This window comes from Pseudomonas sp. B21-009, assembly GCF_024749345.1.
Lineage (GTDB): Bacteria > Pseudomonadota > Gammaproteobacteria > Pseudomonadales > Pseudomonadaceae > Aquipseudomonas.
In genome coordinates this window covers 4,905,490-4,921,139 of record NZ_CP087199.1, presented here as the reverse complement: position 1 = coordinate 4,921,139, position 15,650 = coordinate 4,905,490, and the positions used below count along the sequence as shown (strand labels likewise).

At 63.2% G+C, this 15,650-nt stretch carries 11 protein-coding genes; 1 reads left to right on the top strand and 10 read right to left on the bottom strand.

The features are described from left to right. Window positions 1-10: 10 nt before the first annotated feature. From LOY34_RS22670 to yaaA, 10 genes are all read right to left on the bottom strand, one after another. Complete coding sequence (locus LOY34_RS22670) at window positions 11-1,468, bottom strand: MBOAT family protein (protein ID WP_195884985.1); 1,458 nt, start codon at window positions 1,466-1,468, stop codon at window positions 11-13. Between the two features lie 140 nt (window positions 1,469-1,608). Further along, window positions 1,609-2,718, bottom strand: a complete 1,110-nt coding sequence (locus LOY34_RS22665; RefSeq protein ID WP_195884984.1) for a mannuronate-specific alginate lyase — start codon at window positions 2,716-2,718, stop codon at window positions 1,609-1,611. 7 nt (window positions 2,719-2,725) lie between these two features. Beyond that, entirely contained in the window at window positions 2,726-4,135 is a 1,410-nt protein-coding gene (locus LOY34_RS22660; RefSeq protein ID WP_195884983.1) for an alginate O-acetyltransferase, read from the bottom strand. A 13-nt stretch (window positions 4,136-4,148) separates the two neighbouring features. Further along, on the bottom strand, window positions 4,149-5,714 hold the full coding sequence (algG, locus tag LOY34_RS22655; protein ID WP_195884982.1) for a mannuronan 5-epimerase AlgG: 1,566 nt from the start codon (window positions 5,712-5,714) through the stop codon (window positions 4,149-4,151). Window positions 5,715-5,732: 18 nt separating this feature from the next. After that, window positions 5,733-7,214, bottom strand: a complete 1,482-nt coding sequence (locus tag LOY34_RS22650; protein WP_195884981.1) for an alginate export family protein — start codon at window positions 7,212-7,214, stop codon at window positions 5,733-5,735. Continuing rightward, window positions 7,211-8,707 (bottom strand): alginate biosynthesis TPR repeat lipoprotein AlgK, encoded by a 1,497-nt coding sequence (gene algK / locus LOY34_RS22645; protein WP_230090895.1) that lies wholly within the window; start codon window positions 8,705-8,707, stop codon window positions 7,211-7,213. The genes LOY34_RS22650 and algK overlap by 4 nt, the downstream gene beginning before the upstream one ends. 12 nt (window positions 8,708-8,719) lie before the next feature. Then, window positions 8,720-9,886, bottom strand: coding sequence for an alginate biosynthesis protein Alg44 (locus tag LOY34_RS22640; protein WP_093379721.1), 1,167 nt, complete (start codon window positions 9,884-9,886; stop codon window positions 8,720-8,722). Window positions 9,887-9,923: 37 nt separating this feature from the next. Next, window positions 9,924-11,414 carry a glycosyltransferase family 2 protein gene (gene alg8, locus LOY34_RS22635; RefSeq protein WP_195884980.1) on the bottom strand — a complete coding sequence of 497 codons (1,491 nt, stop codon included), beginning with the start codon at window positions 11,412-11,414 and terminating at the stop codon, window positions 9,924-9,926. Window positions 11,415-11,477: 63 nt separating this feature from the next. Further along, complete coding sequence (locus tag LOY34_RS22630; protein ID WP_195884979.1) at window positions 11,478-12,794, bottom strand: nucleotide sugar dehydrogenase; 1,317 nt, start codon at window positions 12,792-12,794, stop codon at window positions 11,478-11,480. Window positions 12,795-13,587: 793 nt separating this feature from the next. Then, window positions 13,588-14,367 (bottom strand): peroxide stress protein YaaA, encoded by a 780-nt coding sequence (yaaA, locus tag LOY34_RS22625; protein ID WP_045197242.1) that lies wholly within the window; start codon window positions 14,365-14,367, stop codon window positions 13,588-13,590. 134 nt (window positions 14,368-14,501) lie between these two features. On the opposite strand from yaaA, the gene LOY34_RS22620 reads away from it, so the two are divergent. Continuing rightward, entirely contained in the window at window positions 14,502-15,629 is a 1,128-nt protein-coding gene (locus LOY34_RS22620; RefSeq protein ID WP_195884978.1) for a polysaccharide deacetylase family protein, read from the top strand. The last annotated feature ends 21 nt before the right edge of the window (window positions 15,630-15,650 follow it).

The window sequence follows — 15,650 nt, the reverse complement described above, 5'->3', positions numbered from 1 at the left end:
GTCGGCTCGCTCAGAACTGGAAGTAGAGGAACGGCGAGTAGCTTTGCGCCGAGAGCTTGAGGATCGAGGCCACGAACAGCAGCAGCACCAACGCGCGGGTGGCGTACAGGCCCCAGTCCAGGCTCAGGCTGCCGTCGGCATGCACGGCCACCGGGCTGGCCTTGGGCGCGGGCCTGGCGTTGCGATAGAAGTCGCGCAGGCCGAAGTACGCCAGAGTCACGTAGGCCAGCACCAGGGTTGCCACTTGCAGGCCGGTGAGGCTGGCGCGGTTGAGCTCCGACAGTTGCCAGTCACCGAAGCTGAACATGGCGCCGTACATGCGTGCGGCGACGTGCAGGTTCTCGGCGCGGAAGATCACCCAGCCCATCACCACCAGCAGGAAGGTGAAGGCCCAGCGCACCAGGTTGAAACGCTGCGGCGCGGCGTTGATGCCCAGGGCCCGCTCGATCGCCAGCCACATGCCATGCCAGGCACCCCAGACGATGTAGGTGAAGTTGGCGCCGTGCCACAGGCCGCCCAGCAACATGGTCAGGAACAGGTTGCGGTAGGTGGCGAAGGTGCCGCCGCGGTTGCCGCCCAGGGTGATGTACAGGTAGTCGCGCAGCCAGGTCGACAGGCTGATATGCCAGCGCCGCCAGAACTCGGTGATCGACTGGCTGATGTACGGCTGCTTGAAGTTCTCCATGAAGCGAAAGCCCATCATCAGGCCCAGGCCGATGGCCATGTCGCTGTAGCCGGAGAAGTCGAAGTACAGCTGCGCGGTGTAGGCCAGGGCGCCGAGCCAGGCGTCGCCGGTGCTCGGGTTCTGCAGGGCGAAGCAATGGTCGGCGACCACCGCCAGGGTGTCGGCGATGAACACCTTCTTGATGAAGCCCTGCATGAAGCGCGTGCAGCCTTCGGAGAACTTGTCGAGGGTGTGGGTGCGGTGGTTGAACTGGTCGGCCAGGTCCTTGAAGCGCAGCACAGGGCCGGCGATCAGGTGCGGGAATATCGCCACGAAGGCGGCGAAGTCGATCAGGTTGCGGGTTGCCGGGGTGTCGCCGCGGTACACGTCGATGATGTAGCTGATCGACTCGAAGATGTAGAACGAGATACCGATCGGCAGCAGCACATGGGTGAGGATGAACGGCTCAAGGCCGAACGAGGTCATGATCGCGTTGATGCTGTCGACGCCGAAGTTGGCGTACTTGAAGTAGCCGAGGATGCCCAGGTCGACCGCAACCCCCAGCAACAGCCAGCGCTGGGCCGGCTTGCTGCGCACGCCGGCGGCGCCGACTTTCAGGCCGATCCAGTAGTTCCACAGGGTGACCCCGGCAAACAGCGCCAGGAAGTCCACCCGCCACCAGGCATAGAACACGTAGCTGGCCAGCAGCAACAGGGCGTTGCGATAGCGTTGCCCGCTCAGGTAGTACAAGCCGAGAAAGATCGGCAGGAACAGGAACAGAAACACGTTGGATGAAAACACCATCCCGATCTCTCCTTGTCGTTAGCAATCGGGGCAGCAGCCCCCCAAACCCCCCATGTCGGAACGCGGGGGGGCAGTGTTTAAAGCATCGCGGGTTCGCCGCGCTCCTGTGGGAGCGGGCTTGACCCGCGATAGGTCCTAGCTCATTTTTTCTGTTCGGCCTGCGGGTCATAGACCCGGGTCAGGTCGCCGCCCAGGCGGAAGCTCTTGAACGGCTGCATGTCGTGCTTGCGCCCGAGCACGTCGCTGTTGCAGCTGTAGAGGCTGCACCAGGGCTCGAGCCAGGCGTATTTGCTGTCGATCTTGAGGTCGTCCATGTCTTGCTTCTCGCCGTTCTTGGTCCTGAACGGGCCTGGGTCTTTCGAGCCCGACAGCACCCGCTCACCCAGGCGCTTGAGCGCGCCGTTGTTTTCCGGGCGCACATCGACACCGTTGGCCTGGGCGAAGCTGGCGATCATCGCCAGCGGCGGCAGGGCGTAGTTGTGGTAGGCCAGGGCGCGCTGCTTGCGCTTGAGCTCGTTGGGCAAGAAGCCCTGGGCGTCGACCTGGTTGGCGGCCACGCGGTATTCCTTGATCGACCAGTCGAACAGGTCGCGGCGGTCGGTGGCGACGGCGGTGGCCATCACCGACCAGGCCGCCCAGTAGGAGTGGTTGTTGATCTTCTCCAGCGGCAGGTCGCTCCAGTCCTTGACCACCTGGTCGGCCAGGCGCCCGAACCATTTCTCGATCAGTTCGGCCTGTTGTTGGTGCGCCGCCAGCGGCTGGGAGTTGGAGAACTTCAGGCGCAGCCAGGCCGAGCTGAGGCTGCCCAGCGCCCATTTGCGCATCGACTTGCCGGTGTGGTTGTAGTCGGTGGACATCAGCGCATTGGCGCTGGCCCAACTGCTCAGCCACTCCAGGGTGCAATCGAGCTGTTGCGGGCGGCCATCGCGCATGTACTGCATGACCTGTTTGCTGACCCCGCGCTCGAGGGTGGTGATGCTCGCGGTGGAGTCGCGGAAGGCCTTTTCCGAGGCTTTGTTCAGGGTTGCGCGGGCCTTGTCCGAGCCTTCGTACTTGCTGCGAAACTGCAGCTTGTCGGTGTAGGGCGTGGGGATGGCTGCGCATTTGAAGTCACTGTCGCCGGTCTTGAGTTTTTCGATCCCGGCGTAATAGCCCTGGGGAGGGACCAGCCCGGCGGCGTGCGCGGCCGGGCCGTACAGGGCCAGCGCCAGTGCGAGCGCTGCTACAGGGGATGTGCTGAAATTTTTCATAGGCGCCTCACTTTCGTTTGCACAGCGTGGCTTCGACTTTCTGGCTGCCGCTTTCCGGCCCCTGGACTTCGACGGCGAGCAGGGTCTGGGCGGCCCAGTCCTCATCCTCGCGCAGCTCGAAGGCAAAGCGGCCATCGGTGTCGGCGGTTTCCGGCTTCTCGATCTTCAGGTCTTCGTGGCGGCCGTTCATGTACCAGAGGGTGGCTTGCAGGGTCTTGACCGACTTGTCTTCGAACTGGATATCCAGTTGGTGGCGGCCATTGGTCAGGTCCTTGATCACGCCGTTACGGCCGTTGACCATCAGCTCGTTCTTGCCTGGCTTGAGCGCGGTGCTGGCGCTCATCTGCGCAGGCTTGCCTTCGCAGCCGTTGTCGACCAGGGCGAGCATCTGTCGCCAGATGGTTTCCTGGTCGAGGCGGTACAGCGGCGAGAATTCCCAGATGAGGATCTTCGGCGGGTTGTTCTGGAAGTCTTCGCTACCCAGGTACTGGATCATCGAGCCTTCCAGGCCGCCGCCGGGGAAGGCGACGTTGAGCACGTCGGCGCCGATGTACTGCTCAAGGAAGCCCGAGAAGTTGTAGTTCTTGCCGCTGTGGCTGGTGCCGACCAGGGTGATCTGCGGGTTGCCGGAGTCGCCGAACAGGTCGTCGCTGCCGCTCTCGCCCTTGGGCTCGGTGACGAACTGGTCCATGTACTGCACCGCATAGCTGGTGCCGCACAGCTGCCCGGCGACGTTGTGCAGGGTGCCGGTCTTGCCCATGCGCCCGGACTTGTGGCTCTCGAACTCACGCTTGGGTACGTCGGCGAAGGCCGGCATCTTGTGCACGCTGTCGGCGACGATTTTTGCCGCGCGCTCGGCGCCGTACGGGGTCCAGTGCTGGTCGCCACGGAAGTAGAAGTCCTTGCCCTGGTCGGCCGCAGCCAGTTGTTCGTTGGTCAGCGGCGACAGGTCGGGCACGGTGTAGCCCATCTGGCTGAAGCGCCCGAGCATGGCCTGGTAGTTGTGCAGCGCCTTGGCGTAATTGAACGCGGCCTTTTCGGCCGGCTTGAGCATGTTGCGGTTCACCAGGCCGCGGGTCGGCTGGTAGACGATCACCAGTTCCACGCCCTTGGCCTTGAACGCATCGTGCAACTGCTGCAGGCGCCGGTAGCCGGCCGGGGTGGTGTCGAATTCGGTGCGCAGGTCTTCGCGGGTGCGGAACAGCCAGTCGCCCTGGGCTTGCACCAGGGTGGTGAAGTTCTGCTGGTAGCGGGTGGTGTAGCGGCTGGCGTCGTGGGCCTGCGGGCACAGTTGGCAGCACGGCTCGGCGGTGAAGTCCGGTGCCTGGACCTGTTCGGCCGAGGCGCCGGCGCTGATGGCCAGCAGGGCAGTGGCGAGGCCGCAAAGGCTCAGCAGCTTGGTCAGTTGTGGTTGCATAGGATTGGCTTCCTCAGTCCAGCATTTCGGTCTGGCGCTCGACCGGATCGATCAGCACGGCTTTGCCCTGGCGCACCATCAGGTCGAGAATCTCGTCCTGGCGATCGCCCAGTACTCCGGAGAAACTGATGCCGCTGGCCTTGCTCGGCGCCAGCATCGACACCCGGTACAACTCGACGCTCAGCGGCGAATCGATCGACAGCGGGCCGCTGCCGTTGGCCGCCAGCTCACCGCCGACGACGATCAGCGAGACCTTGGTGTCGAACGGGTCGAGGGCGATGTCGCGGTCGGTCTCGGACAAATCCTTGATGTGCCCGTAGACCCCGACCAGGCCGTTGGCCATGGCAACGTTCTCGTACAGGCGGATGTTGACGCTGTTGCGCACGCGAATGCCGTGGCGGCGGTTGCTGATCAGCTTGTTGCCCCAGATCAGGTTGTCACCGCTCTCGTACAGGGTGATGCCGTCGGTGTGGTTGCGGTAGATCTCGTTGTAGGCGATCAGGTTGTTGACGCTGTTACGGTCGATGACCACGCCCGAGAGCTTGTTGTCGTAGCTCTTGTTGTTGATGATCCAGCTGTCGTTGACCTCGCGTGAAACGATGATGCCGTGCTTCTTCTTGGTCCCGTACACGGTGTTGCCGGCGATGATCAATCGGTGCGAGCGGTCGTGGGGGTCGATGCCGTAGACGATGTTGTCGCGGTAGGTGCTGTCCTTGACCACGAAGTCGCTGGTTTCGTAGCAGTAGAAGCCGTACCACATGTCGCTGAACTCGGAGCCGATGATCCAGCCGGTGGGTTCCGGGCGGCCCATCTGCTTGGCCATGTTCGGTGTGTACTGAGAAATGCTCACGCCGTAGGACTTGCTCTTGGCATAGCCGAAGCTGGCCATCTTGCTGTTGACGATGTAGGTCTCGGTGCCGCCCCACGACAGCAGGAACGGGCGGAATTCCTTCGGCGAGCGGAAGGTCGCCGGGCCGTTGTCTTTCTCGCGCCAGCCAGTCACCCGGGTGTCGCTGACGAACAATTTGCCGTCGTTGACGATGAACGCGCCACCCTCCTGGGACAGGCGCAGTTCCTTGACCTTGGCGTCGATCTCGAGCACGCCTTTTTGCCCGACCACGATCGGCAGGCGCGCCAGGTACACGCCCGGCGCGGTTTCGCGCAGGTACTGGGCGGGCACCTGCTTGCTCAGCTCGGTGAAGTTCACATGGCCGTCGTCGATGAAGATCGCCTGGGGAATGCCATGCTGGCGCGCCACCCATTCGGCCATCTTGTTGTCGCCGCCGATGAACTCCTTGAGGCTGTTTTCCTGGAGCATGCGCCGCACCGAGACCTTGCCCTTGTGCGAGCGGTCGATCTTTTTCTGCACCGCTTGCGCGCTATAGCCGGACAGGTCGGGCAGGGTCGGCGCCGGGATCTGCAGCGGCTCGATCGGCGCGCTGCTGACGGTGTAGGTCTTGGCCTGCTGCAGCTCCTTGGCCACCGGCGTCGGCGCCTGGCCGTTGGCCAGGGCGATGCTGCTGGCCAGCAGCAGGGTGCCGGCCAATAAGGCGTGGAGCTTGTTCGGTTGAAGGCTCATTTGATTGCACCCCAGGCGTCAGAAGCGCCAGATCACGTCGACGAAAGCGCGGTGCATGTAGGAGTCCGCTTCCTTGCCATAGGCATCACCGGGCTTGAACACGCCGCCACGAAAGCGCACCAGTGCCGATGGCTCGTCGATCGACTGGCTCAGCGCGGCGGGCAACAGGCCCTGCTTGAAGTACTTGGTGACCACCAGGTCCATCTCCTGGCCGAGGTCTTTCTCGCCCTGGATCAGCGGCCGGTTGATGCCGTTGTCCTCGACCACGGCGTTGATGCCGCTGCTGCCGATGTTCTGGTCGCCATCGACGCGCCAGAACTTGTGGTAGATCAGGCTGGCGTCGTAGTCGTCGCGCAGTTGCCAGGAGGTGAACAGGGTCGCCGCCTGGACATTGCCCAGCTCGCCACGGAAGGCCTCGCCGAAGCGGTGTACGCGCGAGCGGGTGCCGGTGAAGTTGGAGCGGTTGCTCTCAAGGCCAGTTTGCTCGTAGTTGCCTGAACCGTCGCTACCACCGCCGCCGCTGCCGCGGGCATAAGCGGCGCCGACCTGCCAGTTGGGATCGAGGCGCAGACGGATACCGAGGTCGGTGGCCCAGGCATTGACGTCGCCGCTCTGCTTGCCGCTGGCCACTTGCTCGCCGTTGACCGTGGTGGTGTTGAGGCTGTCGCGATCGCCGCTCAGCCAGGTCAGGCTGCCCCAGTAGTTGACGCGGTTCTGGTTGCGCCAGTTATAGGCGTCGCTGTTGGCTTCCAGTCCCAGCCAGGTGAGGTCGCCGGTGCGGGTCTTGTCCAGGGCGTCGACGTTTTCGCCGGGATTTTTCAGCTTGCCGTCGTCGTGGGTGTGGTGGGCGCGCAGGCCGACCCAGTGCCCGGGCGTCCACTGCGTGGCAACGTCGCCGTAAATGTGCAGGCGGTCCTTGTCTTCCGGCGCCAGCTCGGTGAGGTCGGTACGGTACTCGCTGAAGCGCTCGGCCACGCCCAGGTTGGCGCGCAGCAGGGTGGTGTCGAAGGTCCAGTTCAGCGCTTCGATGTTGGTGTCGCGCCACATGCCGTCGTCGTTGCGCAGGCGTTGGCGGCCAAAGCGCAGTTGCTCGCCGGGGTAGGCGGTCAGGCCGCTGTAGCCGACCCAGAACTCGCGCATGGCCAGGTAGCTTTTATCGGCTTCGCGGCCATGGGCGCGGCCGCTGTCGGACTCGGCCTCATCGCCGGACTGGCGCAGGGTGTCGGTCTCGATGATGTCGCTGGCGGCCACCGCCTGGCCCATGGCAAAGGCGCTCCAGTTGCCGCGCTCGCCGTACACCCAGGGGCGCAGGTCCAGGCCCAGGCCGTTGACGTCGCCGCCGGAGCGGGTACCCAGGTCGCGGTCGTCTTCGGACTGGCCGGTGATCTTCACGTCCAGGCCGAAGTTCTTTTCAGCGGTCATTGCCGCCAGGGTCGGGCACGACCAGAGCAGGGCGAAGCCCAGGCCTACGCCTGCTTTCATCCACGGATTGAGTGTCATAGGGAGTCCTCGCCTTGTTCGGGTTGCGCTTGGGCCTGCAGGGCCAGGGCATCGGCACCCGGGCCCATGGCGCCACGGGCCTGGCGCTCTTGCTGCAGCAGGCGCTCGGCCTGGGCTTTTTGCGCGGGAGTGAGTTGCTGGTCGAGCTGGGCGGCCAGCTCGCGCGACTGATCGCTGGGGTTGGCTTGCGCCAGTTGGCTGAACACCCAGGCGTTGACCAGGTCCTGGCGAATGCCGTGGCCTTCGCTGAACAACTGGGCCAGGGCGTAGTCGGCGCTGAGCTGGCCGCCGCGGGCAGCGCTGAGCAGATGATCGACGGCCTTTTGCGGGTCAACGCTGCCCAGGTAACCGCGGCGATACAGCTGGCCCAGGTAGTAATGGGCGCTGACTTCGCCGGCGTTGGCGGCGCTGAGCAAATGAGTTTCGGCCTGCTGCGCATCGGCCGGCACGGTCTTGCCTTCGTAGTACAGGCGGCCTAGCAGCAGTTCGGCGCGCGGTTGTTCGGCGGCGCGGCCCTTGTCGATGTATTCCATCAGCTTGTCGGTGTCGCCAAGCTCCGGGAAGTCGTAGAGCAACTGCGCCAGGCTGACCCAGGAACCGGGGTTGACCGGCGCCACCTGCTCAAGCAGGGCCTGGGCGGTTTTCTCGTCAGTCTGGCCGAGGCTGCGGTCGGCCAGGACGCGGGCCACGCTGTCGACCCGGGTGGCCGGGATTGCACCGCGCTGGTAGGCGCTTTTGACTTGCTCGAGCAGCGCCGCTTGCTGCTCGGGCTGGGCGCGCTTCTGGTAGACGGTGGCCAGTTCCACGTAGCAGATGTCAGTGCTGCTCAGCGCCGCTTTGCAGATGCGCTCGACCTCGTCCAGGTGCTGGTCGTAGCTGTCCTGGGTGCGGTACAGCAGGATCTGGGCCAGGCCGGCTTCGGGGTAGCCGGCGCTGCGCCACGTGTCGATCTGCTGCTGGGCGTTGGTTCCGGGGAAGCTCTGCGGGTATTGCAGGTAGAGCATCGCCAGCGGGATCAGGGTGTTGCCCTCGCCATTGGCGAAGGCTTTTTTCAATAGGGTTTCGGCTTCCTGGCGCTCGGCTTCGCTGGCGTCCGGCTTGGCCGCCAGCAAACGGCCGAGGCGGGCCTGGGCGCGCGGCGAGATATCAGCGGCGGCGCGGTAGGTGGCTTCGGCCTCCTTGAGCTTGGCCGGGTCGCGGGTTTCCACCTGGATATCGGCGAGGCCCACCTGGGCTTCGCTGTAACCGAGGTCGGCGAGCTGGCGGTAGTTCTGTTCGGCCAGGGCGGTGTCGCCGCGCTTGAGCGCTTCATTGGCCAGGCGCTGGTCGGGCAGGCCGGCACAACCGGCCAGGCTGATGGCCAGGGCCAGGCCGAGAAGGGTGCCACTGTGGGAGCGGGCTTGCCCCGCGATCGAGCACAACGCTTTGGGGAATTGAGGGGCTTCATCGCGGGGCAAGCCCGCTCCCACAGTTGGGGTGTTGAGCATATTCATGGGCAGATCCTCTTAGAGCCCACGGGCCACGGCTTTATCGATCAGCCAGTCCAGCGACGGGCCTCGATTGCTGTCTACCGCCACCGGGCGGCCGGCCAGTTCGCTGGGCAGCGATTCGTCCGGCTTGATCTGCACGCGGATGTCCGAGGACAGGTCTTCGCTGTTCAGGCTGCTACTGCTGACGATCTGCCCGGTACGGGTCTGCTCTTCGCCAGCGACGGTGAAGTGCACGCGCGAGCCTGGTTTGACGTCGTCGAACTGGCGGTAGCTGAAGCGCGCTTCGACCGTGGGAATGGTGGTGCGCGGGACCAGCTGGAAGATCACCTGGCCCTTGCTTGCATACTGGCCGTCATCCACCAGCTGGCGGGCGACCACGCAATCGCAGGGGCTGGTCAGGGTGCCGCTCATCTGTTTGCCGAACAGCTCCTCGACCTTGGCCGGCTCCAGTTGCTGGTCATCCAGGTGGCCCTTGAGCATGTCCAGCATGCTGGTGCTGAACGAGGCCAATGGCGCGCCCTTGACTACCTGGCCGCCGCTCTCCACCAGGCCCTGCACGGTACCGTCGCGGGGCATGGTGACGTTGCTGGTCGGCACGCTGACCACCCCGGCCTGGGCATGGCTGACGAAGTACAGGCCGTATACCGACTTGGCGATAAAGCCGAAGGCGGCAACGCCAACCACGAACACGCCGAGGCTGAAGGTCACCGCCCGCAGGCGGCCGAAGGCGCTCATGCCGCCGCTGGCGTCTTTCTGTTTGCGCGCCTTGGTGAAGTTGTCGCGCTGCAGGGTACTGAGTACGTCGCCGATGGTGATCAGTTCGCCCGACAGGTGCGAGGTGATGATGTGGCGCAGGGTGGCGATGTCGCGGGGTTCGAGGTTCTGGAACTGCACGCCGGCGCGGCCGCTGGAGGGGTCGAAGGAGCGCACCTGGAACTCGATGTCCATGGCCAGGCCGAGCTTGTCGACGGTGAACTGCAAGCGCCCGCGCAGCACTTCGCCGACTTTCAACGGGTGCTTGGCATGGAAGCTCAGGCCGCCGGCGGAAAGGTCGTCGACCTTCACTTCGAGGGTTTCGCGGTTCTCCCCCAGGTAGCGCAGCTTGGCCGGGATGCGTACCCGGGCGTGCTGGCGCTGGGCTTCGGACTCATGCACGACATTGACGTTCACGGCGGTATTCATGGCGATTTGTTCCTGTTTAATCCAATCGGGTTCCGGCTCACACGACCATGAACAGCACAGCAATGAAGATGCTGGCCGCCGAGAAGGTCATGGTCCGGGAGGACCAGGTGTTGAACCATTGTTGAAAGCTGGCGAGGTCGCGCTTGAGGGCAGTGGGCTGGCGGGTCCAGGACTGCTTGTCGAGGCGGAAGAACACGTAGATCTTCATGATCGCGCCGACGATCTGGTTGTAATAAAGAATCAGCGGGTAGGCCGGGCCGATGTTGTGGCCCGAGCACAACAGCATCAGGGTCAGGATCAGCCGGGTGATGCCGATCCACAGCAGGTACACCAGCAGGAACGCCGGGCCGAACTTGAGGCTGGCGATCACCGCGACGGTCAGGCCCAGCAGGCTGGTCCACATCGACACGCGCTGGTCGAACAGCACCACGCTGGTGAACAGGCCCAGGCGGCGGATGCCCAGGCCCAGGGCGCGGGAGTTCTGCCGCAGGTTGTTGCCGTACCAGCGGTACATCAGTTTGCGGCTGGCCTTGATGAAGCTCTTTTCCGGCGGGTGCTCGACCGTGTTGATCGCCGCGTCCGGCACGTAGAAGGTGTCGTAGCCCAGGCGCATGAGGCTGAACCAGCTCGACTTGTCGTCGCCGGTGAGGAACTTGAAGCGGCCCAGGCGCCAGTGCTGCAGCGAGTCGTTCTCGACGTCGGCGATGAACTCGGGGTTGGTCACCACGGCGGCGCGGAACACCGACATGCGTCCGGTCATGGTCAGCACGCGCTTGGACAGGGCCATCGAGCACATGTTGATGTGGCGCTGGGCGAAGCGCAGCTTGTGCCACTCGCTCATGATGTAGCCGCCACGCACTTCACAGAATTCATTGGTGGTCAGGCCACCGACATTGCCGAACAGCTTGAACCAGGGCACGGTCTTGCGCACCACGCCTTCGCCGAGCACGGTGTCGCCATCGATCACCGCGACCACGGCGTTTTCATCCGGCAGGTGGCGGGAGATGGCCCGAAAGCCGTAGGCCAGGCCGTCGCGCTTGCCGGTACCGGCAATGCGCACGAAATCGAGGGTCACGCGCTGCGGCGGGTTGTATTTCTCCCACAGGCTTTTCACCAGCAGTTCGTCGGACATTTCCACCAGCGAACAGACCACAGTGGTCGGGTAGCCGCAGTCGATCGCTTCGCGGATCACCGAGCTGTAGACCTGGGCGGTGGTCAGGGCATCGATGCGAAAACTGGTGACCATCAGGTACACATGAGATGGGTCGGCGGCGCTACCGAGCTTGCGCACCTTGCGCCGCAGGTAGGGGTAGACCAGGTAGAGAAACAGCATGCCGCGGACAAAGTGCGTGGCACCCATGGAATAGCGCCAGATGCCGACGGCGCCGACCAGGAAAATGAAGTCCTTCGAGTCGGGGTCGAAAATGGAGTTGGGCAAGGCCAGGGCGATCAACATGAGCAGGCTCACGTAGAACAGCCAACCGGCGACCTGTAGCAGGCCGTGCTTGAGCCTGTGCATGTTCTGCATCCGTATCGAATGGAAGGGGCGTTGATGGCGCGCGGGGCCGGGCGGCCCCGCGCAACCTGCGGGTTACCAGCAGATACCTTCGGTACGGCTGCTCGGGCAGGAGGCCTTGCTCATGAAACCGACCAGGTCGATGACCTGCTTGCCGGCGGGCGCCTGCTGGGCCAGGGCGCGAAACTTCTCGTCGCGGTTGCCCAGGACGATGACGTCGGCGTGGTTGATCACCTGCTCGAAGTCAGCATTGAGCAGCGACGACACGTGAGGGATTTTCGACTCGATGTATTCCTTGTTGGCGCCGTTGACCCGCGCATACTCGACGTTGCTGTCGTAGATGTTCAGCTCGTAGCCCTTGCCGATCAGGCGTTCGGCAAGCTCCACCAGCGGGCTTTCGCGCAGGTCGTCGGTACCGGCCTTGAAGCTCAGGCCGAGCAGGGCGACCTTGCGCTTGTCGTGGCTTTCGATGATGTCGAAGGCGTTCTGTACCTGCGACTCGTTGCTGGTCATCAGCGAGTTGAGCAGTGGCGCCTTGACGTCCAGGCTGCCGGCGCGATAGGTCAGCGCGCGCACGTCCTTGGGCAGGCACGAACCGCCGAAGGCAAAGCCCGGGCGCATGTAGTACTGCGAAAGGTTCAGGGCCTTGTCCTGGCAGACCACATCCATCACGTCACGACCATCGACGCCGACCGCCTTGGCAATGTTGCCGATCTCGTTGGCGAAGGTAACTTTGGTGGCGTGCCAGACGTTGCAGGTGTACTTGATCATCTCGGCCACTTCGATGTCCTTGCGGATGATCGGCGCGTCGAGTTCTTCGTACAGCGATTGCAGAAGGTCGCCACTGGTCTTGTCCAGTTCGCCGATGACGGTCATGGGTGGCTGGTCGTAGTCCTTGATCGCGGTGCTTTCGCGCAGGAATTCCGGGTTGACCGCTACGCCGAAGTCGACACCGGCTTTTTTCCCCGAGCAGTCTTCGAGGATCGGGATCACCACGTTCTTCACCGTGCCCGGCAGCACGGTGCTGCGTACCACGATGGTGTGGCGGGTGGATTTTTCCCGCAGTACGAAGCCGATTTCGCGGCACACCGACTCGATGTATTCCAGGCCCAGGTCGCCGTTCTTCTTGCTTGGCGTGCCGACACAGATCATCGACAGGTCGCTGTCGCGAATTGCCGCGGCAAAATCGGTGGTGCCACGCAGGCGGCCATTGTCGATACCCTGTTGCAACAGGGCTTCGAGCCCCGGTTCGACAATCGGCGATTTGCCTTGGTTGATCAGGTCGATCTTGGTGGTGGATACATCGACGCCAATCACTTCATGGCCACGTGCCGACAGGCAGCCAGCACAGACTGCACCCACATAACCCAAACCAAAGATGCTGATACGCATCGCATTCACCTCATGTGTTTATCACGCCGGCTCAATAAATAGAGCCAGACCGGGTTGATTAACCAGCAGTTATCGGGCACACGGAGGCGTGGCAGAAAGATGTCACTTCACCGTGTGCAGGCATATAAATATCAAGTGCAAAAGTCGTTGCACTTAAAGTTGGCAGCCAAAGGCCAATAATTATGGGCGTGCCCTGTTATGCAGCCGTCTTTATTGCAGATCGGTTACCCGAAACTGCAGTGCTTGTTCTTTCAAGTGAATAAAATCCTTTGAAATCAACCACAAGGACGATTTGTAGGGGCGCGTTTCTCCTGGGTTCAACTGTGGGTCGGGTGACCGACACTCAAGTCAAAGTTGTCTGGATGCACAATGACTGTGCGCTCCAATCAATGCTGTAGGTCATCTCTCACATAACGCTCGAGAATCGTTACGGGTGGTATGAGCGATGGCTGAAGGGATAAGTTCCGGGGGCGGTTCAGGGGCCGTGAAAGATTTTTTAATATTTTATCTGATGGCCATACTTTCACTTTGATAGCACTTGTCAGTTTCGTCCCTGTATATAAAGGACCAACTCGAGGTGGGATGTTTTTATGCCAGTACCGGAAAATTTTTTTCAAAATTCGTCAAAAAATTACGAACGGTCTTATGGCGTTTTGCGATAAAGCTAGAAGGGTGGTTTTTTGGCGCCAGGATTGTGGCGTATTTATCGCGGGACAAGTCGGGCCGCATCGCCGCTCCCACACCGACGGGTAGGAGCGGCGATGCGGCGGCCCGACTTGCCCCGCGATAGCTTTTACTCGTCCGCGTGATCGCGCAGGAACACCAGGTTGTCGGCCTTCGACAGCTCGGCACTGTAGTAGTAGCCCTGCACATCGAACTGCTTGAGCTGCTCGGGATCGTTGATGCGTTCCTGGATCACGAAGCGGCTCATCATGCCGCGGGCCTTTTTGGCGTAGAAGCTGATGATCTTGTACTGGCCGTTCTTGAAGTCGCGGAACTCGGTGTTGATCACCCGCGCTTTGAGGGCATTGCGCTTGACCGCGCTGAAGTACTCGTTGCTGGCCAGGTTCAGCAGCAGGTCGTCGCCTTGCTCGGCCAGGGCCTGGTTCAGCCACTCGCTGATGCGCGTGCCCCAGAAGGCATACAGGTCCTTGCCGCGGGCGTTGGCAAGCTTGGTGCCCATCTCCAGGCGGTAAGGCTGCATCAGGTCCAGCGGGCGCAGCAGGCCGTACAGCCCGGAGAGCATGCGCAGGTGCTCCTGGGCGTAGCTGAAGTCGTCTTCGCTGAGGCTTTGCGCGTCGAGCCCGGTATACACGTCGCCCTTGAACGCCAGCAGCGCCTGCTTGGCGTTGTCCGGGGTGAAGGCCGGGGTCCAGCTGCCGAAGCGCGCGGCGTTGAGCCCGGCGAGCTTGTCGGAGAGGTGCATCAGCTCGCTGATCTGCGCCGGCGACAGCTCGCGCAACTGCACGATCAGTTCCTGGGAATCATCCAGGTACTGCGGCTGGGTGTAGCGCTGGGTTACCGGCGGGGTGTCGTAGTCGAGGGTCTTGGCGGGGGAAATCACCGTCAGCATCAGGTCGGCTCCTTTATTCGTGGCGCCGATTCTACGGGGCGGGGGCGGCGATCTCCAGCTATCAAGGCAATAGCAACAGACCATCCCGACACTTGGCGCTATAGTGCGCGGCGAGGAAAACGGAGAGCCCGATCGTGCGCATTGCCCTTGTTTTACTGGCTGGCCTGTTCAGCGTCACGGCCCAGGCCGCGCCAGCCCCGGTCGCCACTTTCGACCGCAGCCACTGGCCAGAGCAGCTCGACAGCCCGGCGCTGTTCGATGTCGCCTCGCGCGCCGAAATCCTCGGGTTTGCCCGGGTGCTGGCTGAAAGCGAAATGCTTGATCAGAACGCCCTGGCGGCGCGGCTGAACCTGCGCCAGGTCAATCTGCTGTCGATCAACACGCTGCGCCAGCGCCTGTGGCAGCGCTTATGGCGCAACTACGACCTGGCGCAGAAGAGCTGCGAGCAGGACGCCTCGTTCTGTTATGCCATCGACGACCTGGGCGATTTTCGCAAGCAGACGGCAACCTTCGAAGTCGCCGCCGACTCGTTCTACGCGAGCTGGGCCGAGCCCAGCCGGGCCTTTCACGAGCGCTACCTGGACGAGCTGCTGCGCAAGGCCGCGCTGTTCCCGCAGACCGCCAGCGAAATCGAGCGCTTCTCCGACCTTGAGCGCAATGGCGACGAGCTCAACGACCGGCTATTCATGCTGACCTTCGACGGCGGCCCATCGTTGGCGGGCGGCAGTACCGACGGCCTGGCCGAGTTCCTGCGCCGGCAACGGCTGTCGGCGACCTTTTTTGTGCTGGGCAACAGCCTGCAGAACCGGCGCGACAAGACCTCGCTTGGCGACCTGCGGGCGCTCTACCAGGGCCAGTGCGTGGGCTTGCAAGGCTGGCAGTACCGCTCCCACGGGCAGTGGCAGGGCTGGCAGGACTCGGTGCTGCGCAGCCAGGCGCGGGTGCAGGGCGACTTGCCGCAGCAGTATGTGCCGTTGTTCCGGCCGCCTTATGGCCAGCGCCGTGCCGACAGCCAGGCATTCTTCGCCGGCCAGCATTTGCAGGTGGTGTTGTGGGATATCGACGCCCAGGATCAGGGCGCGTTGAACAGCGAACAGTCGGCCCAGCGGGTGCTGACCTTGATGTTGCTGTGGCGAAAGGGGCTGATCCAGTTTCACGACGCCCAGCCCAAGGCGCAGGAGGCAGTGGCCTGGTTGCTCAAGCAAACGGCGCAGAGTGGAATTGGCTGGGAAGATTGCCGTAAATTCGGCGAAAAGCGTTGAAAATGTAAAGTTTCGCTGAGA

Excerpts from the sequence above, each read along its gene's own strand:
- LOY34_RS22670 (WP_195884985.1), bottom strand. The coding sequence starts at position 1,468 with ATGGTGTTTTCATCCAACGTGTTTCTGTTCCTGTTCCTGCCGATCTTT.
- LOY34_RS22665 (WP_195884984.1), bottom strand. The coding sequence starts at position 2,718 with ATGAAAAATTTCAGCACATCCCCTGTAGCAGCGCTCGCACTGGCGCTG.
- LOY34_RS22660 (WP_195884983.1), bottom strand. The coding sequence starts at position 4,135 with ATGCAACCACAACTGACCAAGCTGCTGAGCCTTTGCGGCCTCGCCACT.
- algG (WP_195884982.1), bottom strand. The coding sequence starts at position 5,714 with ATGAGCCTTCAACCGAACAAGCTCCACGCCTTATTGGCCGGCACCCTG.
- LOY34_RS22650 (WP_195884981.1), bottom strand. The coding sequence starts at position 7,214 with ATGACACTCAATCCGTGGATGAAAGCAGGCGTAGGCCTGGGCTTCGCC.
- algK (WP_230090895.1), bottom strand. The coding sequence starts at position 8,707 with ATGAATATGCTCAACACCCCAACTGTGGGAGCGGGCTTGCCCCGCGAT.
- LOY34_RS22640 (WP_093379721.1), bottom strand. The coding sequence starts at position 9,886 with ATGAATACCGCCGTGAACGTCAATGTCGTGCATGAGTCCGAAGCCCAG.
- alg8 (WP_195884980.1), bottom strand. The coding sequence starts at position 11,414 with ATGCAGAACATGCACAGGCTCAAGCACGGCCTGCTACAGGTCGCCGGT.
- LOY34_RS22630 (WP_195884979.1), bottom strand. The coding sequence starts at position 12,794 with ATGCGTATCAGCATCTTTGGTTTGGGTTATGTGGGTGCAGTCTGTGCT.
- yaaA (WP_045197242.1), bottom strand. The coding sequence starts at position 14,367 with ATGCTGACGGTGATTTCCCCCGCCAAGACCCTCGACTACGACACCCCG.